The following is a 26,102-nucleotide window of genomic DNA, read 5'->3' on the forward strand; positions in this document are numbered from 1 at the left end:
GGAAAGTACATGTTAAGCATTAAAGATTTACAGGTCAGCGTGGAAGAGAAAGCGATCCTGCGTGGCCTCAATTTTGACGTCAAGCCGGGTGAAGTTCACGCCATCATGGGGCCAAACGGCTCCGGGAAAAGTACGCTTTCAGCGACGCTGGCAGGACGCGAGGACTATGAAGTCATAAGCGGCTCCGTTGAGTTTAACGGCAAAGATCTGCTGGAGATGTCGCCGGAAGAGCGTGCCGGTGAAGGCATCTTTATGGCCTTCCAGTATCCGGTGGAAATTCCGGGCGTCAGCAACCAGTTCTTCCTGCAAACCGCGCTGAACGCGGTGCGCAAGTATCGCGGACTTGAGGCGCTGGATCGCTTTGACTTCCAGGATCTGATGGAAGAGAAAATTAAGCTGCTGAAAATGCCGGAAGATCTGCTCACTCGCTCGGTAAACGTGGGTTTCTCCGGCGGTGAGAAAAAACGTAACGATATTCTGCAAATGGCGGTGCTTGAGCCGGAGCTGTGCATTCTCGACGAGACCGACTCCGGTCTGGATATCGACGCCCTGAAGATCGTCGCTGACGGGGTGAACTCTCTGCGTGACGGGAACCGCTCATTTATTATCGTAACGCACTACCAGCGCATTCTGGACTACATCAAACCGGACTATGTCCACGTGCTTTACCAGGGACGCATTGTGAAATCCGGTGATTTTACCCTGGTTAAACAACTGGAGGAGCAGGGTTATGGCTGGCTTACCGAACAGCAGTAATGCACTTCAGCAGTGGCACCGGCTGTTTGAAGCGCAGGGTGATTCGCGTTCAGAACAGGCTCAGCACCATCTCCAGCAGCTGCTGCGTCTCGGTTTACCGACGCGTAAGCATGAGAACTGGAAGTATACCCCGCTGGACGGTCTGCTGAACGGCGAGTTTGTCACGCGCCTGGCCCAGGTTAGCCCTGGCCAGCGCGATGCGCTGGCGCTGAGCGTGGATGCCGTGCGTCTGGTGTTTGTTGACGGGCAGTTCCGGGAGGAACTCAGCGACAGCGTGGAGGAGAGCGGGTTCGATATCGCCATTAACGACCAGCGCCAGTCGTTGAGCGCTCCGGTCCAGCCTGAAGTCTTTCTGCACCTCACGGAGAGCCTGTCGCAGTCTGTCACCCATATTCGCGTTAAGCGTAACCAGCGCCCGGCGAAACCGCTGCTGCTGATGCATATCACGCAGGGCGTTGAGGGCGACGAGATCAACACTGCCCACTATCGCCACCATCTCGAGCTGGCAGAAGGGGCGGAAGCGACGGTGATTGAGCATTACGTTAGTCTGAACGACACCCGTCATTTTACCGGCTCGCGTCTGACGATGAACGTGGCGGCCAACGCCCAGCTGCACCATATCAAGCTGGCGTTTGAGAATCCGCTCAGTCACCACTTCGCCCACAACGATATTCTGCTGGGCCAGGATGCCGCGGCGTACAGCCACAGCTTCCTGCTTGGCGGCGCGGTGTTACGCCACAACACCAGTACCCAACTGAACGGTGAGAACACCACGCTGCGCATGAACAGCCTGGCGATGCCGGTGAAGGCAGAAGTGTGCGACACGCGCACCTGGCTTGAGCACAACAAAGGCTACTGCAACAGCCGTCAGCTGCATAAAACTATCGTCAGCGACAAAGGTCGTGCGGTGTTTAACGGCCTGATCAACGTGGCGCAGCACGCCATCAAAACTGACGGGCAGATGACCAACAACAACCTTCTGCTGGGACGTCTGGCTGAGGTGGACACCAAGCCGCAGCTGGAAATCTACGCGGACGACGTGAAGTGCAGCCACGGCGCGACGGTCGGGCGTATTGACGACGAGCAGATGTTCTACCTGCGCTCGCGCGGGATAGACCAGCAGGCCGCGCAGAAGATGATTATTTACGCCTTTGCGGCCGAGCTGACGGAAGCGCTGCCCGACGGCGGACTTAAACAGCAGGTGCTGGCCCGTATCGGTCAGCGGCTGCCTGGAGGCGAAGCATGACATTTCCCGTAGAGAAAGTCCGCGCCGATTTTCCGGTACTGACCCGTGAAGTGAACGGTCTGCCGCTGGCCTATCTCGACAGCGCGGCCAGCGCGCAAAAACCGAATCAGGTGGTGGATGCGGAAGCTGAATTTTACCGCCACGGCTACGCGGCGGTACATCGCGGGATCCACACCCTGAGCGCCGAGGCGACCCAGCGCATGGAAAACGTGCGTACCCAGGTCGCGGGCTTCCTCAACGCGCGTTTGCCGGAAGAGCTGGTGTTCGTGCGTGGAACCACCGAAGGGATCAACCTGGTGGCCAACAGCTGGGGCAATGCGCAGGTGCACGCGGGGGATAACATCATCATCACCCAGATGGAGCACCATGCCAACATCGTGCCCTGGCAGATGCTCTGTGAGCGCGCAGGGGCCCAGCTGCGGGTGGTTCCCCTGAATGAAGACGGTACGCTCCAGCTTGAACAGCTGGACGCCCTGCTGGACGACAGGACGCGGCTGGTGGCCGTTACTCACGTTTCAAACGTGCTGGGGACGGAAAATCCGGTGGCGCTGATTATCGACAAAGCCCATCAGGCCGGTGCAAAAGTGCTGATTGATGGTGCCCAGGCGGTCATGCACCATGCGGTTGACGTTCAGGCCCTGGACTGCGACTTCTACGTTTTCTCCGGGCACAAGCTTTATGGCCCGACGGGCATCGGTGTGCTGTATGTGAAGGAGGATATTCTTCAGGCCATGCCGCCGTGGGAAGGGGGCGGCTCGATGATCGCCACCGTCAGCCTGACGGAAGGAACCACTTACGCCCGCGCCCCGTGGCGCTTCGAGGCGGGTACGCCAAACACCGGCGGGATTATTGGGCTGGGCGCCGCCATGAGCTACGTCTCTGAAACGGGGCTGGCGGCAATTCAGCAGTACGAACAGCTGCTGATGCAGTACGCCTTGCAGGAGCTTGCCAGCGTCCCGGAACTGACCTTATACGGCCCTGCTGACCGTCTGGGTGTGATAGCCTTTAACCTCGGCAAGCATCACGCCTATGATGTGGGCAGTTTCCTGGATAATTACGGCGTCGCCGTACGTACCGGGCATCACTGCGCGATGCCGCTGATGGCGTATTATCAGGTACCGGCCATGTGCCGCGCATCGCTGGTGATGTACAACACAACGGAAGAGGTCGACAGACTGGTGGCGGGACTAAAACGTATTCACCAGCTGCTTGGCTAACGGAGAGGCGAGAGATGGCAGATTTGCCGGACAGAGATAAACTGCTGCGCAACTTTGGACGTTGCGCAAACTGGGAAGAGAAATACCTTTATATTATCGAGCTGGGGCAGCGCCTGCCGCCGCTCAGCGAAGAGGCGCATAACCCGAACAACATCATTCAGGGCTGCCAGAGCCAGGTCTGGATCCTGATGCAGCAGACGGATGATGGCGTAATCGAATTACAGGGCGACAGCGATGCCGCCATTGTGAAGGGGCTTATTGCCGTCGTATTTATTCTCTATCACCGGATGTCGGCGCAGGATATTGTCGCCTTTGACGTCCGTCCGTGGTTTGAAAAAATGGCCTTAACCCAACACCTCACCCCGTCCCGATCCCAGGGGCTGGAAGCGATGATCCGCGCCATTCGCGCTAAAGCCGCAATCCTTAGCTAAACTAACTGAACAGCATTCATTCTGTTTCGCGGGGTGGTTTCCACCTCGCTGGTTTTTCAGCTTTCTGACGTTCAGTCAGTGAATAAGGAATCTCAGCATGAAGCGCGCGTCTCTAATAACTCTATTACTCCTTGGTTCGCTCAGTGCTGTTAATTCAGCCAGGGCGGTTGATTATCCGTTACCGCCCGCAGGCAGCCGCCTGATTGGGCAAAACCAGACATACACCATTCAGGAAGGCGACAATAAGCTCCAGGCTATCGCTCGTCGGTTTAATACCGCAGCACAGCTTATTCTTGAAACCAATAATACCATTGCACCGGTGAACCCTGCGCCAGGAACGGTCATTACCATTCCTTCCCAGATGCTGCTGCCGGACACCGATCGTGAAGGCATTGTGGTGAATCTGGCGGAGCTGCGTCTTTACTTCTATCCGCCGGGTGAAAATATCGTCCAGGTCTATCCGCTGGGTATCGGTCAGCTTGGGCTGGAAACGCCGGTCAGCACCACCCGTGTGAGCCAGAAGATCCCTAATCCCACCTGGACCCCGCCAGCGGGCATCAGAGCGCGCTCACTGGCCCAGGGCATAAAACTGCCGGCTGTGGTACCCGCCGGGCCTAATAACCCGCTGGGGCGCTATGCGCTGCGTCTGGGCATCGGCAATGGGGAATATCTTATCCACGGAACCAGCGCACCGGACAGCGTGGGGCTGCGGGTCAGCTCGGGCTGTATGCGGATGAACGCGCCGGATATCAAAGCGTTGTTTGAACAAGCGCGCGTCGGCACGCGGGTTCAGATTATCAATGAGCCGGTGAAGTTCTCTGTGGAGCCGGACGGCAAACGCTATATCGAGGTACACAGGCCGCTGGCGCAGGCTGAGGGCGAAAACCCACAGACGGTGCCATTTGCGCACTCTGCGGCGTTTACCGCTTTTGCAGCGGAATCAGGCAGCGATAAAACGCTCATCGATAAAGCGCTGGCGCGCAGGGCGGGGATCCCGGTTGCCGTTTCAGCGGGTAACGGTTCGGCAGCCAGCAGTTCTGTCCTGTCTGTTCAAAACAGTCGTGTCTCAGCGGCGGTGGCGGAAGGCGAGGGAGAGAAGGTGATTCAGTAGGAGTTTGACGCAGGCAAAAAAAATGGCGCACAATGTGCGCCATTTTATTAACAGGTACTATTACTTACGGTATTTAGTAGCCTGGTTGTCCAGACGCTGGTTAGCGCGAGCTGCGTCGTCTTTAGCAGCCTGAACGTCGGAACGCATTGCGTTCACGTCGTTGCTCAGCTGGTCAACTTTAGCGTTCAGAGTCTGAACGTCAGAAGACAGCTGATCGATTTTAGCGTTGCTGGAGCAACCTGCCAGCAGAGTAGAACCCAGGATTACCGCGCCCAGTACCAGTTTAGTACGATTCATTATTAATACCCTCTAGATTGAGTTAATCTCCATGTAGCGTTACAAGTATTACACAAAGTTTTTTGGGTTGAGAATATTTTTTTGATGGGATTACGCCTATTTTTGATCGTTCGCTCAAAGAAGCAACGAAATCGGCAATTTTGACGAAAAAGCTATGTTAAAAAAGGCATTTTTCATCGGATTCATCTTAGATAAATCGCGATTAAATAGAAAAACCCGATTTGCTTTTTGAATAGTTCTGGTTAAAGGCGGGAATAAAAAAAGCGCCCCGAAGGACGCTTTTTAACAAAAATATAATTTGTTCGGGAATTATTACAGCACGTGAACAGATGCGGTGTTGGTTGTGCCGCTTGGTACCAGCGCGCCAGAAACCATAACCACAACGTCGCCTTTCTGTGCCAGACCACAATCAACCAGTTCCAGCGCCACTTCTTTACCCAGACGATAGAAATCATCGGTAGACGCAATCTCTTTCACCAGGTGTGGGATCACGCCTTTGCTCAGCACCAGCTGACGCGCGGTGGTTTCGTTCGTGGTCAGCGCCAGGATGGTTGCATCCGGGAAGTATTTACGCACGGCACGCGCAGATTTACCGCCCTGGGTTGCCACAACAATCAGCGGGGCTTCCAGTTTTTCAGCGGTTTCTACCGCGCCACGGCACACGGCTTCGGTGATGCGCAGTTTACGGCTGTCGTTGTTGTAATCCAGACGGCTTTTCATCACGCGGTCGGTACGTTCGCAGATGGTCGCCATGATGCTGACCGCTTCCAGAGGGTATTTCCCTTTCGCAGATTCGCCAGACAGCATAACGGCATCGGTACCGTCGAGGATGGCGTTCGCCACGTCGCCCGCTTCCGCGCGGGTAGGGCGTGGGTTTTTGATCATGGAGTCCAGCATCTGCGTTGCGGTGATAACCACTTTACGCGCGCGAACGCATTTCTCGATCATCATCTTCTGCGCGAAGATCACTTCTTCAACCGGGATTTCAACGCCCAGGTCACCACGCGCAACCATGATGCCGTCAGACGCTTCGAGGATTTCGTCGAAGTTGTTCAGACCTTCCTGGTTTTCGATTTTGGAGATGATCTGAATGTTCTCGCCGCCGTGCGCTTTCAGGTGCTCACGGATTTCAACCACGTCAGAACGTTTACGGATAAAGGACGCAGCAACGAAGTCAACGCCTTGTTCGCAACCGAAGATCAGGTCTTGTTTGTCTTTTTCAGCCAGCGCTGGCAGAGCAATGGACACACCCGGCAGGTTAACGCCTTTGTTTTCGCCCAGGTCGCCGTTGTTCAGAACTTTACAGATAACTTTGTTACCTTCGATCGCGGTTACTTCCATGCCGATCAGGCCGTCATCCACCAGCACGGTGTTGCCAACGGACAGATCGCTGGTGAAACCTTCGTAGGTCACGGCAACGATTTCGTTGTTACCCACAACGGATTTGTCGGTGGTGAAGGTGAAGGTCTGGCCCGCTTTCAGAGAAACGTCGTTACCGCCTTCCAGTTTGATGGTACGGATTTCAGGACCTTTGGTGTCGAGCAGGATCGCGGCTTTTTTACCGGTTTTGCTCATCACGTTGCGCAAGTTCTGGATACGCTGACCGTGTTCAGCATAGTCACCGTGGGAGAAGTTCAGACGCATCACGTTCATGCCGGCATCCAGCATTTTGCTCAGCATCTCTTCGGATTCGGTTTTCGGGCCGATAGTACAAACAATTTTCGTCTTTTTCATGACAGTCTTAGTCTTTAAGTTGGGAAGGATATGGAAATCTCGCTCCGGGGGCGCACCGCCGCGGAGTCAAACCTGTGTTGCGAAAGAGTATATGACACGCACTAAGAATAGGTGACATCAAATGAGCGTGCAGAAGAAAGTGTGCCTGAGTGCCAGCCCAACGGAGGAGAGGAGAAGTTGTACGTTGTTTTTTGTATTCCAAGCGCTGAAACCATTCACCAGGGATTTGGCGCGCATTATACGCTGATTTGCAGCAAAAAGGAAAATGGAAACGGTGTTTCAAAAACAATCTGTGCAGATTCACATAAGTTTGTTATCAATGCGTTAAGGCCTAATGTCATCTTATGACGGCAGGCGCAACGCCCGCCGTTTTTTGCTCATTTTTCCAGCGCCTGCTGAAGGTCGGCAATTAGATCGCGCGTATCTTCAATGCCCACCGACAGGCGGATCAGCTGCGGCACAATGCCGTTGGCAAGGCGCTGCGTCAGCGGGATCGAGGCGTGGGTCATGCTGTAGGGCTGGCTCACCAGACTCTCCACGCCGCCCAGGCTTTCGGCCAGGGTAAAAAGCGTAAGGTGGCGGATAACGTCAGTCGCGCGTTGCGCATCGCCTTTTAAGACGACGGAGATCATGCCGCCCGGCAGCGCCATCTGGCGACGGGCAAGCGCATGCTGCGGATGCGACGCCAGCCCGGGATAGTACACGCTTTCAACCTGCGGCTGCGCCTCCAGCCATTGCGCAATCGCCAGCGCGTTGGCGCTGTGCTTCTCTACGCGCAGTGAGAGGGTGCGAATACCCCGCAGCGTCAGAAAGCTGCTGAACGGATCCAGAACGCCTCCGACTGCGTTTTGCAGGTAGCCCAGGCGATCCGCCAGGTCCTTGTTTGCCCCGACAACAGCCAGCCCGGCAACCACGTCTGAATGACCGTTGAGATATTTGGTGGCGGAGTGCACCACGATGTCAAACCCTGCCTCCAGCGGCCGGTGAATGACCGGAGAGGCGAAGGTATTGTCCGCCACGCTGATCGCATTATGACGCCGGGCAATTTCCGCGATGGCCGCCAGATCGGCCAGTTTCAGCAGCGGATTTGTCGGCGTCTCCACCCAGATCATGCGGGTGTCCGGGCGAATGGCGGCCTCAAGACCGGCTACATCGTCCGGCTTAACCCAGCTCACCTGTAGCCCGGTGCTGCGCTTGCGCACGTTTTCGATCAGGCGATACGTACCGCCGTACACGTCGTCAATGGCGACGATATGGCTGTCTTTATCCAGCAGTTCGAGCACGGTGGAAATGGCCGCCAGCCCTGATGCGAAGGCGTACCCGCGCATGCCGCCCTCCAGCTCGGCTATCGCGGTCTCCAGCGCGTGGCGGGTGGGGTTGCCGCTTCGGGAATATTCATAGCCGGTATGCTCACCCGGAGACGGTTGCGCAAACGTCGAGGTGGCGTAAATCGGCGGCATGACGGCGCCGTGCGGGTCGTTAAACTCGCCGCTGTGAACGCTGAGGGTTGCCAGGTTTTTCATCTTTTGCTCCTTTTATTTCTCCAGGCGGTTACGCCAGGCGGTGAGAACGTCGCTGCGGGTGATCAGACCCAGAAAACGGTCGTTGTCATAGATAATGGCTACCAGGCCACGGTCGAAGATGGCGTGCAGGGCGCTCTCCGGGGCCTGCCTGTCCAGATATTCCACCTGACGCGTCATGGCCGCCGTCACGGGGAGAGAGAAGCGATCGGCTTCCCCCCCGATGTGTCGCAGCAGGTCCCATTCGTCGATGATGCCGACGACCTTATCGTTATCGAGCACCGGCAACTGGGAGATGTCGTACAACCGCATGCGGGCCAGCACGGTGGAAAGGGTGTCGTCCGGGGCGGCAGTCACCGTAGCGCCTTCATCGTGGCGCAGGGCAATGTAGTCGGAGAGATCCCCTGCCTGCGGGCGCGCGATCAGCCCCTGCTGGCGCATCCAGTCGTCGTTGAACATCTTCGAGAGGTATTTATTGCCGCTGTCGCAGGCGAAGGTGACCACGCGTTTTGGCGTGGTCTGCGCCTGACAATATTTCAGCGCCGCCGCCAGCAGCGTGCCGCTGGAGGAGCCCGCCAGGATCCCTTCCTTTTTGAGCAGCTCGCGGGCGGTGGTGAAGGCTTCGCGATCGGTAATGCGCCAGGCGCGTTTAACCCCTTCGATGTGCGCCAGCGGAGGAATAAAGTCTTCGCCAATCCCCTCAACCAGCCACGATCCGGCATCGTGATAGCGTCCGGTCTCAACCTGATCTGCCAGTACCGACCCGGCCGGATCGGCAAGCACAAATTCCGTCTGCGGTGAGTGTTCGGCGAACCACGCCTGTAAGCCGCCCAGCGTACCGCCGGACCCAACGCCGACGACGATGGCATCGATCTGGCCGTCAAGCTGCTCAAACAGTTCCGGCGCGGTGGTCGTGCGGTGCGCCAGCGGGTTGGCCTCATTGTTGAACTGGTCGATGTAAAACGCGCCGGGCAGTTCGTTCGCCAGCCGCCGGGCGTAATCCTGGTAATAGGCCGGATGCCCCTTATTGACATCGGAACGGGTCAACACCACCTGCGCACCCAGCGCCCGCAGGTGGAAAATCTTTTCGCGGCTCATTTTGTCCGGCACCACCAGAATCAGCGAATAGCCTTTCTGCGCGGCGATCAGCGCCAGCCCCAGCCCGGTGTTCCCCGCCGTGGCTTCGATAATGGTCCCGCCGGGCCGCAGTTGCCCCGAGCGTTCGGCTTCGTTAATCATCGACAGTGCGACGCGGTCTTTGATCGAACCGCCGGGATTTTGGTTTTCCAGCTTCAGAAACAGCGAGCAGGGACCGGTATCCAGTTTGTGCAGCTGGATCAGCGGCGTGCGGCCAATCAGTTCGGTGACGGAGTGGTAAAGCATCATGGTCATGTCCTGGAAAAGGGGGATGACCGGATAATAGGATCCTGAAATTTTCTCAATAAAGAACGTTTCACTGGGTATTAGAACGGAAAGGAATATTCGTCGTGTTTTTAGATGGAAAGACAGCGAGATGTAAAGTTGTCCGGATGTGAGGATGTCTATATGCGCGCAAAATGCTGAAAAAATAACCCATTCAGGCGGATGAGAAGGCGGTGATATGCAGCTGTCGGATATGTATTGCTGATATTCATCTAAGCGATTTTCAGCCGCCAGGTCGTGACTTATTTCATTGCGTTATAAGACATTCCTTTTTGGTCATTTAAAAGCTGATAACGGCTGTTTACTATCTTTTGGACATCCATACTGCTAAACCGCTATACGCGGCACGGATAACGAATAAGAATGATTGTACTCAGCAATATTTCGAAAGTTTTTGACAACGGAAAGGTGGCGCTGACAGCCGTTGATAACGTTAATTTGACGATCGAGCAGGGACAGATTTACGGGATTATCGGCTACAGCGGAGCCGGGAAAAGTACCTTGATCCGTCTGCTGAACGGTCTGGAAAAGCCCAGCGCCGGACGCGTCACCATTAACGGACAGGATATCTCCGCCGCAAAAGGAGAAGCGCTGCGTCAGGCACGCCTGAAAATCAGCATGGTGTTCCAGCACTTCAATCTGCTCTGGTCGCGCACGGTGAAGGAAAACATCGCCTTTTCAATGCAAATTGCCGGTGTACCGAAAGCGAAAATTGAGGCACGCGTCGCCGAGCTGGTGGATCTGGTCGGCCTGAGGGGGCGCGAGAATGCCTTTCCGTCGCAGCTGAGCGGCGGGCAAAAACAGCGTGTGGGCATCGCCCGCGCGCTGGCCAATCATCCCGACGTGCTGCTGTGTGACGAAGCCACCTCCGCGCTGGATCCGCAAACGACCGATCAGATCCTCGATCTGCTCCTGGACATTAACCGTCGCTTTAACCTGACCATCGTGCTGATCACGCACGAAATGCACGTGGTGCGCAAAATCTGCGACCGCGTGGCGGTAATGGAGAACGGGAAAGTGGTGGAGGAGGGGGACGTGCTGAGCGTCTTTACGCATCCGCAGCAGCCGATCACCCAGCAGTTTGTCCGACAGGTGAGCCAGTACGCCGAAGATGAAACCTTCAATACGGAACTGGCAACCGGGCTGGAGGGCACGGTCATCAAACTCACCTTTACCGGGCACAGCACGCACAGGCCGATCGTCGGGGAACTGACCCTGCGCTACGGCCTGCCGTTTAATATCCTGCACGGCAAAATGACGCAAACCGCCCACGGTGTTTTCGGGCAGCTCTGGGTACACGTGGTGGCATCGGATGAACAACTAAACAATATCCTCGCCGATCTGAAGCAAAGCGATATTGAAGGCGAGGTTATTAAGCATGGTTGAAGAACTTTTTCCGCACCTGAAGTGGGATCAGCTGTGGGCTGCAACTCAGGAGACGCTCTACATGACCGCGCTTTCGGGCGTGGCGACGTTTGTTCTGGGGATCGGGCTCGGTCTGGCGCTGTTTTTAACCGCCCGCGGCGGGTTATTTCAAAACCGCACGGTCTACAGCGTGATGTCGATTGTGGTGAACGTGTTCCGCTCCATTCCGTTCATCATTCTCATCGTGCTGCTGATCCCGTTCACCAAGACCGTCGTCGGAACCATTCTTGGCGCTAACGCCGCGTTGCCCGCCCTGATTGTAGGCGCCGCACCGTTTTACGCCCGTCTGGTCGAGATCGCCCTGCGTGAAGTGGACAAAGGGGTTATCGAAGCCACGCGTTCGATGGGCGCACGGCTGAGCACGTTAGTGTTTCGGGTTTTACTGCCGGAATCCTCACCCGCACTGGTTTCAGGCATGACGGTGACGCTGATTGCGCTGGTGAGCTACAGCGCAATGGCGGGGGTGATAGGCGCCGGCGGTTTGGGAAATCTGGCTTATCTGGAAGGATTCCAGCGCAACCATGGTGACGTCACGCTGGTGGCAACGGTGACCATTCTGATCATCGTGTTCATTATCCAGTTCTGCGGCGATGTCATTACTTCACTGTTAGATAAACGCTAATAAATACACACAGGAACCACATCATGAAAAAGACACTGACACTGATCGCCGCAGCCACCCTGAGCGCCCTGAGCTTTGCCGCCTGGGCAGATACGCTGACCGTGGGGGCGTCCAACACGCCGCACGCGGAAATTCTGGAGCAGGCTAAGCCGATTCTGGCAAAGCAGGGTATCGATCTGGAGATTAAACCGTTCCAGGACTACATTCTGCCCAACACCGCGCTGGCAGGGCGTGACATCGACGCCAACTACTTCCAGCACATCCCTTATCTGAACAGCGTGCTGAAAGATCACGCGGGCGATAAGGATTATGATTTTGTCAGTGCGGGCGCTATCCACATTGAGCCGATCGGTATCTATTCGAAAAAATACAAATCACTGAAGGATCTGCCGGAAGGCGGCAAAATCATCATGCGTGATGCGGTTTCCGAGGAAGGACGTATACTCTCCATCTTCGAAAAGGAGGGGGTGATCAAGCTGAAGCCTGGCATCGATAAAGTGACCGCGCGCATCAGCGATATCGTGGAAAACCCGAAAAAGCTGGAATTTACCCCGAATGTGGAAGCGTCCCTGCTGCCGCAGATGTACAATAACGACGAAGGGGCCGCGGTGGTGATCAACGCTAACTACGCCATCGACGCGGGCCTGGATCCGGTGCACGATCCGATTGCGGTTGAAAGCGGTGAGAATAACCCGTACGCCAACATCATTACCGTCCATCGCGGTGACGAGAAGAAGAAAGATATCGTCGCGCTGGTGAACGTGCTGCATTCTAAAGAGATCCAGGACTGGATCCGTACCAAATACAAAGGTGCGGTCATCCCGGTAAACAACTAATCGCCTGATTTTCCAGACGAAGCCCGGCGAGCAATACGCCGGGCTTCTTTTTTGTATCCAGCCGACGAATGCTTTAAGCTGACGGTTTAAGGCATCGGAGTGATGGCAATGGGCAATGTGACCAAAGACGAAGCGCTGTACCAGGAGATGTGTCGGGTGGTAGGCAAGGTCGTTCTCGAAATGCGTGATTTAGGGCAAGAGCCGAAACATATTGTCATTGCGGGCGTACTGCGTACCGCGCTGGCGAACCAGCGCGTTAAGCGCAGCGAGTTGACCACCAAAGCGATGGAAACGGTCGTTAAAGCGCTGGCCGGCTAGCGTGCCGGCGCCTTGGGCGTTTCTCAAATCCTGCATATCAACAGTCAGTATTGTTATTTCCTCTTCATGATGAAGGCGTGTTTAACTGAGTTCAGGTTAAGCGAGAGGGGTAATGACGATGAAAAAATGGATCGGCACGTTACGGCGGTTTTTTGCCACCCAACCAGCGAATGCGGAGAACAGCGCGCAACGTGTTCTTGAGTCAATACTGCCTGTCGCCAGCCTGTACGGCGTGGACGTAGCCAACATTGATCCGGAGTGGTTCTATGTTAAAACGACACGCTGAACTGCGCCGGACGCGCGAAATGTACTGGAATGAGCTGTGCCTGCCTGCTGTAAAGCGGGGATGAGCGGAAAAGTACGCAGGTAAATCCTCGGTAATTGATAGCCGTTTTGTTACCACTATCTCCTTTCTCAGATGGAGATAATAATGAAACGGACAGTACTTACCCCCACACTCTCTGCCATCGCGCTACTGCTTGCCATGCAGGCGGCGCACGCTGCGCCACAGGCGCACGTGGTTTGCGGTTATTCCCACACCCTTGGCGATGATGCCATTATGATGTACGGCATGCCCAACGAGGCCATGCTGCACGATTTTTTTGGTAACGTGCAAACGGACGCTTACTCCAGCCGCGCATCGCTGCGTACGCAAGAAAAGACGACCTGCGATAATAAAGCAGACAGCTCGGCCTACTGGGCGCCGTCGCTGAGGTTGCCGGACGGAACGGTGGTGAAACCCGCCTACCAAAAAACCTATTATCAGGCATCGAACGTTGACGCCTGGCCGCTTCACCCGTTCCCGGCGGGGCTGTCGCTGCTGGCTGGCGATCATCACGGCACCGCGCCCAATCCCCATATCACCTTTTTATGCGCCAACGGCAAGGGCTACACCAGCAAAACGGGTGAAGTCTGCGGCTTACGTAAGGCGAAGGATGCCGTGCAGTTTAATATCGGCATCCAGTTCCCCAACTGCTGGGATGGGGTACACCTGAAGCCTGCCCACGGTCTGGTTAACGCCACCTACGACATGAAAGGGCAGTGTCCGTCCGCCTTCCCGATTAAGATCCCGACGGTGAACATGAATATCGCGTACGTGCTCCCGACGATTAGCGCTCTGGACACCAGCAAAGCGCAGCTTTCACTTGACCCCATCATGCACGGTAATGAGCGCGAGGAGCGGTGGGGAAGCCTCTATACGGCGCATGCTGACTTCATGAACGGCTGGACGGAAGATGCCGCGCGCTTTATGACCGACCTGTGTATGAACCGCGGGCTGGATTGCGGCACCACCGTCCCGTACGGATATTCAGAAGCGAAGGCCAACGTCTGGCTAAGCAGCCTGGAACCCACACTGTCGCAGCCCGATCCTCAGGCCTTACTGGTGCAGGATAACTGGCAGAACGGCGGAAGGACGAAAAACAGCGAAACCTTGTCGCTGGTGAAGTTCAGCATTCCTCCGCTGCCTGCCGGACAGGATCCTGCCCAGTTTAAGTACCGCGTGCGTATCTATGGCGGGAAAGTGGAAACCAACGGCGCGGATCAAATCTTCTTCTATCCGGCGAGCAACGACTGGGATCCGGCCAGCGTGAACTGGCACGCGCGACCGTCCTGCAACTACCGGTCGGATGCGGTGCTGTACCTGAACCACGCCCGCGAATACCGGATGGTGGATGTCGATAAAGCGGTACGCAAGGCGCTGGCAGAAGGGAAAACCGAAATATCGTGGTATATCGGCGGCGATCGTCAGGGAAACCACTATCAGTTTGAGACGGCATCATCTCCGCAAAGTCTGATCCTGATGCTCACCGGGTTTAGCAAAACGCCGGAGAACTGATAGCGGGTGAAAACCTCATGCTTAAAAAAAGCACCGGGGCTTCCGGTGCTTTCTCGTCAGATCTTGCAGGCATCGCCGCAGTCGTCATCGGCGACAATCGCCTGGGCTTTTTTATCCGCGTCGTCGAGACGTTCCGCGTTGCGCTCTTCTGCTTCATCCAGCCCGTTAAAGACTAAGTTATCGAGATCAATTTCCATGTGCTACCTGCGTTATTCAGTTTTTGATACTGGCACAGTATAAGTCAAAAAAAGCGGGCGATGCACCCCGCAGCACATATGGATAATCCCTGCCATACTCAGTGCTTTATTGCTGAGGAACGCTGATGATTACGCTGTGTAAAACCTGCGGTACCGCTTACGATGAACACCCCAAACGCTGCCCGATTTGCGACGATGAACGCCAGTATGTTCCGGTGACGGGCCAGGCGTGGACGGATTTCGATAGTCTTACGGCCACGCATACCAACAAATGGCAACAGCTGGAGCCGCAGCTGTTCAGCATCAAAACCGTCCCCTCTTTTGCCATTAACCAGCGCGCCATCCTGCTGCGCACGCCGCAGGGCAATATCCTGTGGGACTGTATCGCGAACCTTGACCCGGCCACCAGAGCGTTAATTGAAGCGCTCGGCGGGATCGGCGCGATTGCGATTTCGCACCCTCATTACTACACCACCATGCAGGAGTGGGCCGCGGCGTTTAACGCGCCGATCTACCTGCACGCCAGCGATCGGCAGTGGGTAATGCGTGACAGTCCGGCGATACGCTTCTGGGAGGAAGACACTCTGGAAATTATGCCGTCGGTAACGCTGCTGCGACTGGGCGGGCATTTCGCAGGCGGCACGGTGCTGCACTGGCAGTCAGGCGACGGCGTACTGCTGGCCGGTGATATTTTGCAGGTCACCCCGGGTAAAGACGCCGTGTCGTTTATGTGGAGTTATCCGAATATGCTCCCGCTGCCTGCCCGCACCGTCGAGTCGGTAACCGGCCGACTGGCGGGGAAAAAGTACCAGCGCCTGTACGGGGCCTTTGAAGGACAAAACATCCTGACGAACGCGGATGAGATCGTGCAGCGGTCGGGGCAGAAATATATTGCTTGTCTCCGGTAGGGCACGGTGGTTAAATTTTACGAGTGTGATCGCGATCATACCTAAACTAAAACAGATAAAGAGAAATGGCTATGCAACATATCATTGAAGGTTTTCTCAGCTTTCAAAAAGAGATTTTCCCGCAACGTAAAGAGCTTTTTCGTAGTTTAGCGTCCAGTCAGAATCCCAAAGCGCTGTTCATCTCCTGCTCCGACAGCCGTCTGGTTCCGGAACTGGTTACGCAACAGGAGCCAGGACAGCTCTTTGTCATTCGAAACGCTGGCAACATTGTGCCACCGTTCGGGCCGGAGCCTGGCGGCGTCTCAGCGACCATCGAATACGCGGTGGTGGCCCTCGGCGTGACCGATATTGTTATCTGCGGTCACTCAAACTGCGGCGCGATGAAGGCGATTGCCGACAACGCGGATCTGGAGCCCATGCCGGCCGTTTCCCACTGGCTGCGCTATTCTGATGCGGCGAAAGCGGTGGTGGAGAAGAAAACCTGGGATACGCCAATCGATAAAGTGAATGCGATGGTGCAGGAGAACGTTTTTGCGCAGCTGAGCAACATCAAGACCCATCCGTCGGTGGCAGTAGGCCTGCGCAACAACGCCATCCGCCTGCACGGCTGGGTGTATGATATTGAAAGCGGCAAAATCCTTGCCCTGGATAAGAACACTAAAAGCTTTGTATCGCTGTCGGAAAACCCGGAAGTCTTCTTCGAGTAATCCGACACCGTAGGGCAGGGAAGCCCGGTTAAAACTCCATGAAAGGTAATTTCCGCCGCACGCCCGACGCAGGATTTCCCGCCGCTTTCGCCATCGCCTTACCAATTTCAGCACACTCTGACAAACCCTGAACAAACGGATGGTCGTGCATCAGCCAGGGGATCGCCCCAAACGCGATACGTCCGCGCAGAGACGCAGGTGACAGCAACGTGTAGTCTTCCCCCACGTCCGGTATCTCATCGCCCGTTTCCTCAAGCTGTTTGCGCAGCGTCGGGAAGGGGATATCCCTATTTTTGAGCGGTTTTTGCCCGCGCGCATCAATAAAGACATCGAAGCGATAACTCTTTTCTTGCGTGGTGATGACGGTTTGATCGCTGCCGATATCCAGGTCGTAATCATCACCGAGGGCGACCACGCTGATGATCCCTGCCTCTCGTAGCGCCAGTAACCGGCGGATAGACTGTGGTGGAATGGCGGCATAGTTATCAATAAATACGCGCTCCAGCCCCGACTTAAACCGCTCTCTGTCCTGTTCGTTAAGTGAAGGAACAATCGCCTGAACCACCTCATGCAGACGAAGCACGGTATAGCGCCAGGCAACGGTGCGTTTGTCGCGCTTGTTGCGCTCCACTTCTTTCAGATTCGCTTCGGCCCAGGTGAAAGGACCATGATTTTTACGATCCTCAAACCAGACCTCACGAAGGGTGTCGGCATTCAGCGTGCTGAGCGATATCGCCTGGCACCACTGCGGATCGGCCAGCTCAAGCTCTTTCACCATCAGCGCAAAAATGCGGTCAAGCAGCCCGTCCGGGCCTTTAGCGATCTCGCTTTCTGCCACAGATGCCGTTAACACCGACAGCGGTTCATAAGGAATAGGGCAGTAAAAGTCGGCTTCCGGCAGAACGCCCGTGCGGGACATCAGCGTGATTTTTAACCCCTCGCTGCCTTTATTGACAACGAACTGCTCGCCGGTAAACCGACCGTGCTGCATCACAACCGCCATCGCGGCGTCCAGCCCGCTAAGGGAAGTCCCCATGATCCCCACCTCACAGGCTCGGATCTCTGCGTCCATCAGCCCCGACCATGGGCTCGGGTACCAGGCGCGGGTGGCTTCATCTTCATCAGGCCAGACGTGACCGGTGGCGACCACGGCAAGGTCAAATCTTCTGGAGAAAGGCGCATCGTTCACTGACAGGGCCACGCCGTCTGCATCTGCTTTGATATCCGTTACTTCTGCGTTGGGATGAACCTCGACCTGAAATCCTGCCTTTTTCGCCTCGGCAACGACGGCGAGAAAACGGTCGTGGAAATATTCACCCAGCAGAATACGGGGCAAAAACTGCCGGTCGTGCAGTTTGTCTTTGTCGACGCTATAGCGGGCAAGATGGGCTGCATTTTGCTGCTTAAGCCAGTCGAGATAGGTGATAAAAATGGGCGGGATTTCAATACTGGCGATGTTCGCCAGCATCAGTCGGGAGTTATCTTCATCGCTGTAAGGCATACCGACGCCGGGCTGATCTGCTTTCTCAAACACGGTGATCGAAAGGGGCGCTGCGTTGGTAAGAAGTGAGTAGAAGGTGTAAATCCCTGTTGGGCCTGAGCCGATAATGGCAATTTTTTTCATCGAAAGCGTTCCTGCGTTTCTGAACCATAAGAAAAGCGTAGCAGGAGAAAGATTAAGCCGTTTAATGCAGGGAGAAATTAAGATGTTAAGAAGAGGATTTTTGCACCATTTCAGGACTGAAATGGTGCGTCCGAGTGGACTCGAACCACCGACCCCCACCATGTCAAGGTGGTGCTCTAACCAACTGAGCTACGGACGCAGAATGGTGCGTTCAATTGGACTCGAACCAACGACCCCCACCATGTCAAGGTGGTGCTCTAACCAACTGAGCTATGAACGCATTGTGTTGTCGGTGACAACGGGGACGAATATTAGCGGCACAGCACCAAGGTGGCAAGAGGGAAAATGCATTTTTCTCTCTGATTTCACGCGATTGCTTCATTACCGCGCAAAGTGAAGAGAAAGTAGCCGCCAGCCGGCGGCTACAGGGTCATTAACGTGCAGCGCGCTGCAAAATAACCGTAGAGGGCTGACGTTGCAGGAAGCGCATGCGCAGCATCATCATAATGGCCGCAGACGTTAAGCCGATGATAAAGCCCATCCAGAACCCGGCTGGCCCCATGCGATCCACCACCAGATCCGTGAGCGCCAGAATGTAGCCACTCGGCAGGCCCAGCACCCAGTAGGCAATGAAGGTGATAAAGAAGATGGAACGCGTATCTTTATACCCACGCAGCACGCCGCTGCCAATCACCTGGATGGAGTCAGAGATCTGATAAATGGCCGCCAGCAGCATCAGGTGCGAGGCCAGGGTCACTACCTCCGGGTTGTCGTTATAGAGCAGGGCAATTTGCTCACGCAACAGCACGGTAAAGAGGGCGGTACAGACCGCCATGCAGACGCCGACGCCCAGCCCGGTGCGGGCAGCCGTTTGCGCATCCAGCGTAGAACCTTGTCCCAGACGGAAGCCCACGCGAATCGTCACCGCAGCCGCCAGCGACATCGGCAGAACAAACATCAAAGAGCTGAAGTTCAGGGCGATCTGGTGGCCTGCCACATCAATAATCCCTAACGGCGAAACCAGCAGGGCGACAACGGCAAACAGCGTCACTTCAAAGAACAGCGCCAGCGCAATGGGCAGACCCAGCTGGGTCAGGCGGGTCAACATCGACCAGTCAGGCGTGCTAAAGGCAGTGTCGTTGCGAATGTCGCGCATGGATCGCGCATGCTTAATGTAGGTGAGCATGCTTCCGAACATCACCCAGTACACCGCTGCCGTCGCAACGCCGCAGCCCACGCCACCGAGCTCCGGCATGCCAAAATGACCGTAAATGAAGATATAGTTCACGGGAATATTCACCAGCAAGCCGATAAAGCCCATCACCATGCCCGGCTTGGTTTTTGCCAGCCCTTCACACTGGTTACGTGCTACCTGGAAGAACAGATAGCCGGGGGCGCCCCAGAGCAGGGCGCGCAAATAACCGACCGCCTTATCTGCCAGCGCCGGATCGATATTATGCATGGCGCGGATAATATACCCGGCGTTCCACAGGACGATCATAATCAGGACGGAGACGCCCCCGGCCAGCCAGAAGCCCTGGCGAACCTGATGGGCCACGCGGTCACGTCGACCGGAGCCGTTAAGCTGTGCGATAACGGGCGTCAGCGCCAGCAGCAGGCCGTGACCAAACAGAATGGCCGGGAGCCAGATTGAGGTTCCGATCGCCACGGCGGCCATATCGGTGGCGCTGTAACCACCGGCCATTACCGTATCCACAAATCCCATTGCGGTTTGGGCTACCTGCGCGACGATCACCGGTATTGCCAGTGCCAATAACTGACGCGCTTCGATCATATACTTCTGCACGTGAACACCTTTGTATTGTAGTTATTTGAGAGACTAAAAAGGCCGCCGTATCTGGCAGCAAGAAGAAAAAACAGAGGGATGCCAGCTATTGTAGCGGGGTTTAACTAATTATCTAGTGAAAAAATCGCCAGAAATTGCGCATCACTGGCAACCTGTTTTTTCAACTGTTATTGTGGTGGGATTATACGGTGTCATCGCCGTTCGGAATGAACAGGAGCTGTAAGCATGTTTACTGGTATTGTGCAGGGCACTGCCAAAGTGGTGTCCATTGATGAAAAACCGAATTTCCGCACTCACGTGGTCGAGCTGCCTGAATATATGCTCGACGGCATTGAAACCGGGGCGTCGATAGCGCATAACGGCTGCTGCCTGACGGTGACCGAAATTAACGGTAACCAGATCGCTTTTGATTTAATGAAAGAGACGCTGCGCATCACTAACCTGGGCGAGCTGGAAGTGGGGGATACCGTCAACGTTGAGCGGGCGGCGAAATTCAGCGATGAGATTGGCGGGCACCTGATGTCGGGCCATATTATGACCACCGCCGAAGTGGCGAAAATCGTGACCTCGGAAAATAACCGTCAAATCTGGTTTAAGGTGCAGGATCCCACCTTAATGAAATACATCCTTTATAAAGGATTTATTGGCATTGATGGGATTAGCCTGACCGTAGGTGAAGTGACGCCAACCCGTTTTTGCGTGCATTTAATTCCAGAAACGTTGCAACGTACCACGCTTGGTTCAAAAAAACTGGGGCAGCGGGTGAATATCGAAATTGATCCGCAAACCCAGGCGGTCGTGGATACCGTTGAGCGCGTGCTGGCGGCGAAAGAGGCGGCGATAATAAAGGCCGTGGAAGAAGAATAAAAAATAACCCCGGGCAACCGGGGTTATTTTTTTAGCGGGCCACGCGCAGGCCGTGCTCAATCCCGCGACTAAACACCACCTGCCATAGCTGTATATCCCGCGCGCGAAAAGCCCCGGCACAGGCATTGAGATAATAGCTGAACATCCGTTTGAATCGTTCCGAATAGTTGTCGGCGATTTCAGGCCATGCGGCCTGGAAACGTTCGTGCCACGCCATCAGCGTGGTGTCGTAATCTGCGCCAAAATTATGCCAGTCTTCCACAATGAAATGCGGTTCGCTGGCGTTGGCAATCTGGCGAACAGAGGGTAAACAGCCATTCGGGAAGATATATTTGTTGATCCAGGGATCCACGTTGTTGTCGGTGCGCTTAGAGCCGATGGTGTGTAGCAGGAAAATACCCTCAGGCTTCAGGTTCCGGTCAGCGACCTCGAAATAGGTCCTGTAGTTCTTGGGCCCGACGTGCTCGAACATGCCAACGGAAACAATGCGGTCGAACTGCTCGTTCAGGTCGCGGTAATCCTGAAGCCGAATATCGACATCCAGCCCCAGGCAACGCGCCTGCGCCATTTTCTGCTGTTCAGCCGAAATCGTGACCCCGACGACGCTCACGCCGTAATGCTTCGCCATAAACCAGGCAAGGCCGCCCCAGCCACAGCCGATGTCCAGCACGCGCATGCCGGGCTGCAACTGCAATTTATCGCAGATTAGCTGTAGCTTATCCTGCTGCGCCTCTTCCAGGGTCGTCGCTTTTTTCCAGTATCCGCAGGAGTACTGCATTAACGGGTCGAGCATGCGGCTGAAAAGGTCGTTGCCCAGATCGTAATGCTCTTTGCCGACGATCCACGCGCGCTTTTTACTTTGCAGATTGAACAGGCGGGCGGAGGCGATACGTAGCGTATCTTTGAAGTGACGGGGGAGCTGATTTTCCAGACCGGCGCGTAATACGCTGGAGAAGAACATATCCAGCCGCTCGCACTCCCACCAGCCGTCCATATAGCTTTCACCCAGCCCTAACGATCCCTCCTGCAAAACGCGTTTGAAAAAATCGGGATGTTTAATCTGGGGATCGGAGGGCGATGAGCCATTAATTGTAATGCCCGCACGTCCCAACAGTTCACTGACGATCCGGGACCAGTTATCGTCCGGAACGCTGACTTCTTCTATACACGATGAACTCATAGCTTCTCCATCACCTTGCTGTGATCAGAACCTTAAAACAGCGTAGACGCTTTTTTGGTTTGTGAGAAATCTCACGGTAAATGCCCGCGAGGCTAATATCCGACGTCGAACAGAGGAAGGGAGATAACCCTTGCCGAAATGCCTTCCATGGTAAAACGGGAGCGCTCCGGCTCCCGTTAACGCTTAATATTTATCGTATTTATCGAACCAAATTCAGTATAGGCCTCAAAAATGGGTGATTCAACAGAAAATTGTTAGCAACCTAATCACTGGTTTTTAACATAATTTCCCGCGCAATCAGGCATGAGACGTTTCGGTTTGCGCGTTGTCATTCTGCTCGCGACGCGCGGAGGACTGCATGCGATACCCCAGACCCGCCAGCGCAACGGTGACCAGCATTACGCTGGTGGTGGTGAGCAGTGGGGTGACAATCAGCGCAGAGACCACGAGGCTTGCCAGGAAGCACAGGCCAAGTTGCAGGGTATTTTGCAGCGCGGCAGCGCGGCCCGTCGCCTGCGGGAACGGACGTAACGCCTGCGCCACAACGATAGGGTAAATGGCCCCGTTAGCGATCGCCATAACGCAGAACGGAATCAAAATTTCTGCAAGCCCGGCGCCGGGAATAAAGCCGACGGCCCAGGTCGCAATCACGCTTAACGCATACAACACCAGCAGCCAGGGCAGCATCTGTTGGCCTTCCCATTTTTGCAGTGCGGCGCGACAGCCATAGCCACCCACCAGGAAGGCGATGGTCTGTGGAACGTAGCTCAGGCCGATAGCCGCCGGGCTGTAGCCCATGTCATGCAGAATGAACGGCGAACCGGTCAGCCAGGCAAAGAAGCTGGCAGAGCAGGCGGCATAAATCAGCACGTTACCGCGATAGGCTTTTGCCCGCAGTAAGGAGGTAAAGGTCACTGGCTGCGCGTCCGGATGCGTCTCTTTTTTACGCGCAGGCTTGAGCCCGAACGCGGGCAGCATCAGCACCAGCGTGATGGCAAACAGCGTGGCGAAAATGGCCTGCCAGTCGAAATGCGCCAGGATCCAGCTGCCCAGCAGCGGGGCGAGCGCCGGCGACAGGCCGACCAGCGGCATAATGGTGGCGAAAATGCGGTTAGTGCGCGAAGCCGGATAATAATCGGTTACCAGCGCCTGCCAGGTGACCGCTGCGGCACAGACGCCGACGGCCTGGATGAAGCGCAGCACGAGGAGCCAGGCGGCATCGCGGACCCACAGCATGCCCAGACAGCCTACGGCAAAAATTGCCAGTCCCAGCAACAGGACGGGTTTACGGCCAAAACGATCCGAGAGCGGCCCCCAGAGCAGTTGCGCCAAGGCAAAGCCTGCGAGGAACAAACTCAGGCTGGCGCTGATGGCGGCGGCAGGGGTTTGCAAATCTTCCTGCATCGCGGCGAACGCGGGCAGATACATATCGGTCGCCAAAAAGCCCAGCACGCTTAAGCCGCCGAGCCAGACTAAAAATCCTTTCCTGGGTTGCACTGTTTATTCTCCTGAGGAGGCAGGTGTACGTTGGCGCAGAGTGTAGGAGGTGCAAAGCAGCTTGTGAAACGCTAATATTTGGCGGGTGAATTCAAAAATTTTGCAGGCAAAAGATGTGGTCAGATTATTCTCTTGAAGTGGTCGATGCCGTGGCGCGTAACGGCAGCTTTACCGGTGCCGCCCAGGAGCTGCATCGCGTTCCCTCGGCCATCAGCTATACGGTGCGTCAGCTGGAAGCGTGGCTGGCGGTCCCGCTGTTTGAGCGGCGCCATCGCGACGTGGAGCTCACGCCGGCCGGCGCGTGGTTTTTGAAAGAGGGGCGGTCTGTTATCAAAAAAATGCAGATCACCCGCGAGCAGTGCCAGCAGATCGCCAACGGCTGGCGCGGTCATCTTTCCATCGCGGTGGATAACATCGTTAAGCCGGAACGCACCCGGCAGATGATCGTCGATTTCTATCGTCATTTCTCCGACGTCGAACTGCGCGTTTCACAGGAGGTGTTTAACGGCGTCTGGGATGCGCTGGCGGACGGCAGGGCAGAGATGGCGATTGGCGCCACCCAGGCGATCCCGGTTGGGGGGCGCTACGCGTTTCGCGACATGGGCATGCTGAGCTGGACCTGCGTGGTCGCGCGCGATCATCCGCTGGCGGCGCTGGAAGGGCCGCTGAGCGATGACACCTTACGCAACTGGCCCTCGCTGGTGCTGGAAGATACGTCCCGTTCGCTGCCGAAGCGCATTACCTGGCTGCTGGATAATCAGCGCCGCGTGGTCGCGCCGGACTGGGAGTCGTCAGCCACCTGCCTGAGCGCGGGGCTGTGCGTTGGCATGGTGCCGGTGCATTTTGCGCGTCCGCGCATTGACGCGGGGGAGTGGGTGGCTCTGACGCTGGAAAATCCCTTCCCGGACGCCGCGTGCTGTCTGACGTGGCAGCAAAACGACGTATCGCCCGCCATGGCCTGGCTGCTGGATTATTTGGGAGACAGCGAAACGCTGAACCGGGAGTGGTTACGGGGACCAGCGTAGCTGGCCCCGTAAAAGGATTAACGACGGTAGTCGCGGAACGGACCGTCCGCAACGGAACGGCGTTCAATCAGGCGCGGGTGCACTTCAATGGACTGGGACTGTTCACGCTTGTTGACGATCCTGTCCATCAGCATATTGAAGGCGGTTTCACCCAGCGAATCTTTCGGCTGGTGAATGGTGGTCAGCGCCGGCGTAAAGAAGCGGGCGTTGCGCACGTTATCATAGCCGATCACCGAGATATCCTGCGGGACGCGCAGGCCGAGTTCATCTGCCGCACAGAGGGCGCCCATGGCCATGATATCGCCGCCGCAGAACACAGCGGTAGGGCGATGCGGCTGGGAGACGATCTGCTGCATGGCGCGATAGCCCGACTCCGGCTCGAAATCGCCCTGAACAATCCAGTTTTCCGGCACGGTAATCAGCGCCTCTTCCATCGCCTTCATGAAACCGGCCAGGCGGCCAGCACCGGTGTTACGCTCCAGCGGGCCCGGGATCACGCCAATTTCACGGTGACCGCGTTCCACCAGGTAACGCCCCGCCATGTAGCCGCCTTCAAAAGCGTTATCGATAACGGAGTCGGTGAAGTCGGCGCGCGCTTCGCCCCAGTCCATCACCACCATCGGAATGTGGCGATACTCTTCCAGCATGGAAAGGACCGACTCTGGGTATTCAGAACACATCACCAGCAGGCCGTCGACGCGCTTTTGCGCCATCATCGACAGATAAGCGCGCTGTTTCTCAATGTTGTTCCACGCGTTGCCCAGAATCAGGGTATAGCCCTTCTGGAAGCAGTTTTTTTCAACGGCTTCGATAATTTCAGCAAAGTAGGCCGCTTCACTGCTGGTGGCCAGCAGGCCAATCGATTTGGTGTGATTAACCTTCAGGCTACGCGCGACCGCACTAGGCGAGTAGTGAAGTTCTTTGATCGCTGCCCAGACGGCATTGCGCGTCTCTTCAGCGACAAAACGCGTTTTGTTAATAACATGTGATACGGTTGTGGTGGAAACGTTTGCGCGTTTTGCTACGTCTTTAATTGTTGCCATTAAATGTCACTCCAGACCATATCCTAAGCTCCTGAAACCATTGAAGGTAAACGTTTGCCTTCTCTCACCCTTATTACGCAATCTTGAGTTGCGACACGCCGGGAAAACGACACAGGACGTCAGGAGGGGGTCAGTGGCCGGTACGCTAATAAATTTAGCGTGGAATTTTGTCCTATCTTGATGAAAAGGGGAAGAGGTAAAGTGGATATCCGCTTAAATCCTGGAAGATTTTTGACCTGAACTGTGTAAAAATGAGCAGGCTCACTTTTCGTAGGGTGAATAAAAGGAGAAAAATTGATGAGTACCGATCTGAAGTTTTCGCTGTTTACCACCATTGTTGTTCTTGCCCTGATTGTTGCGGGTGGTTTAACCGCTGCGCTGCACTGATTTAGATGGAGGGAGAATTTTCTCCCTCGCTTGCCGCTATTGTTATCTTTCCGGCAAAAATCTTTTGCCAAAATGTTAACTTCTCATT

General features: G+C 55.7%; 27 protein-coding genes and 2 tRNA genes. 16 read left to right on the forward strand and 13 right to left on the reverse strand.

Translation table 11 applies throughout. The annotated features are described in order from the left end of the window. Nucleotides 1-9 precede the first annotated feature (9 nt). The 5 genes from sufC to ldtE all read left to right on the forward strand — a co-directional run bounded on the left by sufC (nt 10) and on the right by ldtE (nt 4,761). On the forward strand, nt 10-756 hold the full coding sequence (gene sufC, locus DBR02_RS19825; protein WP_063448950.1) for a Fe-S cluster assembly ATPase SufC: 747 nt from the start codon (nt 10-12) through the stop codon (nt 754-756). Then, on the forward strand, nt 731-2,002 hold the full coding sequence (sufD, locus tag DBR02_RS19830; RefSeq protein ID WP_107535198.1) for a Fe-S cluster assembly protein SufD: 1,272 nt from the start codon (nt 731-733) through the stop codon (nt 2,000-2,002). The genes sufC and sufD overlap by 26 nt, the downstream gene beginning before the upstream one ends. After that, nucleotides 1,999-3,219, forward strand: a complete 1,221-nt coding sequence (sufS, locus tag DBR02_RS19835; RefSeq protein WP_107535199.1) for a cysteine desulfurase SufS — start codon at nt 1,999-2,001, stop codon at nt 3,217-3,219. The genes sufD and sufS overlap by 4 nt, the downstream gene beginning before the upstream one ends. Nucleotides 3,220-3,233: 14 nt before the next feature. Beyond that, nucleotides 3,234-3,650 carry a cysteine desulfuration protein SufE gene (sufE, locus tag DBR02_RS19840; RefSeq protein ID WP_063448947.1) on the forward strand — a complete coding sequence of 139 codons (417 nt, stop codon included), beginning with the start codon at nt 3,234-3,236 and terminating at the stop codon, nt 3,648-3,650. A gap of 97 nt (nt 3,651-3,747) precedes the next feature. Next, entirely contained in the window at nt 3,748-4,761 is a 1,014-nt protein-coding gene (ldtE, locus tag DBR02_RS19845) for a L,D-transpeptidase LdtE (RefSeq protein ID WP_063867038.1), read from the forward strand. A 60-nt stretch (nt 4,762-4,821) separates the two neighbouring features. On the opposite strand, the gene lpp is transcribed toward ldtE, so the two are convergent. From lpp to DBR02_RS19865, 5 genes are all read right to left on the reverse strand, one after another. Further along, a complete protein-coding gene (lpp, locus tag DBR02_RS19850; protein WP_001082307.1) occupies nt 4,822-5,058 on the reverse strand; it encodes a murein lipoprotein Lpp in 237 nt (78 codons plus the stop codon). Between the two features lie 312 nt (nt 5,059-5,370). Next, nucleotides 5,371-6,792, reverse strand: coding sequence for a pyruvate kinase PykF (pykF, locus tag DBR02_RS19855; RefSeq protein WP_003857687.1), 1,422 nt, complete (start codon nt 6,790-6,792; stop codon nt 5,371-5,373). A gap of 7 nt (nt 6,793-6,799) precedes the next feature. Then, nucleotides 6,800-7,096: a protein YnhH gene (gene ynhH, locus DBR02_RS27250; RefSeq protein ID WP_425605772.1), complete on the reverse strand. Its 297-nt coding sequence runs from the start codon at nt 7,094-7,096 to the stop codon at nt 6,800-6,802. 73 nt (nt 7,097-7,169) lie between these two features. Continuing rightward, a complete protein-coding gene (locus DBR02_RS19860) occupies nt 7,170-8,315 on the reverse strand; it encodes a trans-sulfuration enzyme family protein (protein WP_107535200.1) in 1,146 nt (381 codons plus the stop codon). A gap of 12 nt (nt 8,316-8,327) precedes the next feature. Continuing rightward, nucleotides 8,328-9,698 carry a pyridoxal-phosphate dependent enzyme gene (locus tag DBR02_RS19865; protein ID WP_107535201.1) on the reverse strand — a complete coding sequence of 457 codons (1,371 nt, stop codon included), beginning with the start codon at nt 9,696-9,698 and terminating at the stop codon, nt 8,328-8,330. Between the two features lie 399 nt (nt 9,699-10,097). On the opposite strand from DBR02_RS19865, the gene DBR02_RS19870 reads away from it, so the two are divergent. The 6 genes from DBR02_RS19870 (at nt 10,098) to DBR02_RS19890 (ending at nt 14,772) form a co-directional block, all read left to right on the forward strand. Next, nucleotides 10,098-11,120 (forward strand): methionine ABC transporter ATP-binding protein, encoded by a 1,023-nt coding sequence (locus tag DBR02_RS19870; RefSeq protein WP_107535202.1) that lies wholly within the window; start codon nt 10,098-10,100, stop codon nt 11,118-11,120. Beyond that, on the forward strand, nt 11,113-11,781 hold the full coding sequence (locus DBR02_RS19875) for a methionine ABC transporter permease (protein ID WP_107535203.1): 669 nt from the start codon (nt 11,113-11,115) through the stop codon (nt 11,779-11,781). Before DBR02_RS19870 ends, DBR02_RS19875 begins: the two co-directional genes overlap by 8 nt. Nucleotides 11,782-11,804: 23 nt before the next feature. After that, a complete protein-coding gene (locus tag DBR02_RS19880; RefSeq protein WP_063448942.1) occupies nt 11,805-12,617 on the forward strand; it encodes a MetQ/NlpA family ABC transporter substrate-binding protein in 813 nt (270 codons plus the stop codon). A gap of 108 nt (nt 12,618-12,725) precedes the next feature. Then, nucleotides 12,726-12,935: a fumarate hydratase FumD gene (gene fumD, locus DBR02_RS19885; protein WP_003857676.1), complete on the forward strand. Its 210-nt coding sequence runs from the start codon at nt 12,726-12,728 to the stop codon at nt 12,933-12,935. A gap of 118 nt (nt 12,936-13,053) precedes the next feature. Further along, entirely contained in the window at nt 13,054-13,221 is a 168-nt protein-coding gene (locus DBR02_RS26795; protein WP_063867029.1) for a hypothetical protein, read from the forward strand. A 144-nt stretch (nt 13,222-13,365) separates the two neighbouring features. Then, entirely contained in the window at nt 13,366-14,772 is a 1,407-nt protein-coding gene (locus DBR02_RS19890; protein ID WP_107535204.1) for a DUF1996 domain-containing protein, read from the forward strand. 56 nt (nt 14,773-14,828) lie between these two features. Here the strand turns inward: DBR02_RS19890 and DBR02_RS19895 are convergent, their stop codons facing one another. Continuing rightward, nucleotides 14,829-14,969, reverse strand: a complete 141-nt coding sequence (locus tag DBR02_RS19895) for a hypothetical protein (RefSeq protein ID WP_003857665.1) — start codon at nt 14,967-14,969, stop codon at nt 14,829-14,831. A gap of 125 nt (nt 14,970-15,094) precedes the next feature. Between DBR02_RS19895 and DBR02_RS19900 the strand changes: the two genes are divergently transcribed. Next, the gene (locus DBR02_RS19900; protein WP_107535205.1) at nt 15,095-15,877 is read left to right on the forward strand and encodes an MBL fold metallo-hydrolase; all 783 of its coding nucleotides are present in this window, start codon (nt 15,095-15,097) and stop codon (nt 15,875-15,877) included. Nucleotides 15,878-15,948: 71 nt separating this feature from the next. Then, nucleotides 15,949-16,584 carry a carbonic anhydrase gene (locus DBR02_RS19905; RefSeq protein WP_063448938.1) on the forward strand — a complete coding sequence of 212 codons (636 nt, stop codon included), beginning with the start codon at nt 15,949-15,951 and terminating at the stop codon, nt 16,582-16,584. A 28-nt stretch (nt 16,585-16,612) separates the two neighbouring features. On the opposite strand, the gene DBR02_RS19910 is transcribed toward DBR02_RS19905, so the two are convergent. From DBR02_RS19910 to mdtK, 4 genes are all read right to left on the reverse strand, one after another. After that, on the reverse strand, nt 16,613-18,208 hold the full coding sequence (locus DBR02_RS19910) for an FAD-NAD(P)-binding protein (protein WP_107535206.1): 1,596 nt from the start codon (nt 18,206-18,208) through the stop codon (nt 16,613-16,615). Between the two features lie 122 nt (nt 18,209-18,330). Next, a tRNA-Val gene (locus DBR02_RS19915) sits at nt 18,331-18,407 on the reverse strand. 4 nt (nt 18,408-18,411) lie between these two features. After that, a tRNA-Val gene (locus DBR02_RS19920) sits at nt 18,412-18,488 on the reverse strand. A gap of 153 nt (nt 18,489-18,641) precedes the next feature. After that, nucleotides 18,642-20,015 (reverse strand): MdtK family multidrug efflux MATE transporter, encoded by a 1,374-nt coding sequence (mdtK, locus tag DBR02_RS19925; protein ID WP_107535207.1) that lies wholly within the window; start codon nt 20,013-20,015, stop codon nt 18,642-18,644. A 225-nt stretch (nt 20,016-20,240) separates the two neighbouring features. On the opposite strand from mdtK, the gene DBR02_RS19930 reads away from it, so the two are divergent. Continuing rightward, nucleotides 20,241-20,882, forward strand: coding sequence for a riboflavin synthase (locus DBR02_RS19930; protein ID WP_063448935.1), 642 nt, complete (start codon nt 20,241-20,243; stop codon nt 20,880-20,882). Between the two features lie 31 nt (nt 20,883-20,913). On the opposite strand, the gene cfa is transcribed toward DBR02_RS19930, so the two are convergent. Both cfa and punC read right to left on the reverse strand, forming a co-directional pair. Next, nucleotides 20,914-22,062: a cyclopropane fatty acyl phospholipid synthase gene (cfa, locus tag DBR02_RS19935; protein ID WP_107535208.1), complete on the reverse strand. Its 1,149-nt coding sequence runs from the start codon at nt 22,060-22,062 to the stop codon at nt 20,914-20,916. Nucleotides 22,063-22,359: 297 nt separating this feature from the next. Continuing rightward, entirely contained in the window at nt 22,360-23,559 is a 1,200-nt protein-coding gene (gene punC, locus DBR02_RS19940) for a purine nucleoside transporter PunC (RefSeq protein ID WP_107535209.1), read from the reverse strand. A gap of 113 nt (nt 23,560-23,672) precedes the next feature. Between punC and punR the strand changes: the two genes are divergently transcribed. Next, nucleotides 23,673-24,584 (forward strand): DNA-binding transcriptional activator PunR, encoded by a 912-nt coding sequence (gene punR, locus DBR02_RS19945; protein ID WP_047353996.1) that lies wholly within the window; start codon nt 23,673-23,675, stop codon nt 24,582-24,584. A 17-nt stretch (nt 24,585-24,601) separates the two neighbouring features. On the opposite strand, the gene purR is transcribed toward punR, so the two are convergent. After that, nucleotides 24,602-25,627 (reverse strand): HTH-type transcriptional repressor PurR, encoded by a 1,026-nt coding sequence (purR, locus tag DBR02_RS19950; RefSeq protein ID WP_006809011.1) that lies wholly within the window; start codon nt 25,625-25,627, stop codon nt 24,602-24,604. 297 nt (nt 25,628-25,924) lie between these two features. Here purR and cydH point away from each other — a divergent pair, with 297 nt between their 5' ends. Beyond that, nucleotides 25,925-26,014: a cytochrome bd-I oxidase subunit CydH gene (cydH, locus tag DBR02_RS19960; protein ID WP_003857632.1), complete on the forward strand. Its 90-nt coding sequence runs from the start codon at nt 25,925-25,927 to the stop codon at nt 26,012-26,014. Nucleotides 26,015-26,102: the final 88 nt, after the last annotated feature.

The organism is Enterobacter cloacae complex sp. (assembly GCF_900322725.1).
GTDB classification, from domain to species: Bacteria; Pseudomonadota; Gammaproteobacteria; order Enterobacterales; family Enterobacteriaceae; genus Enterobacter; species Enterobacter quasihormaechei.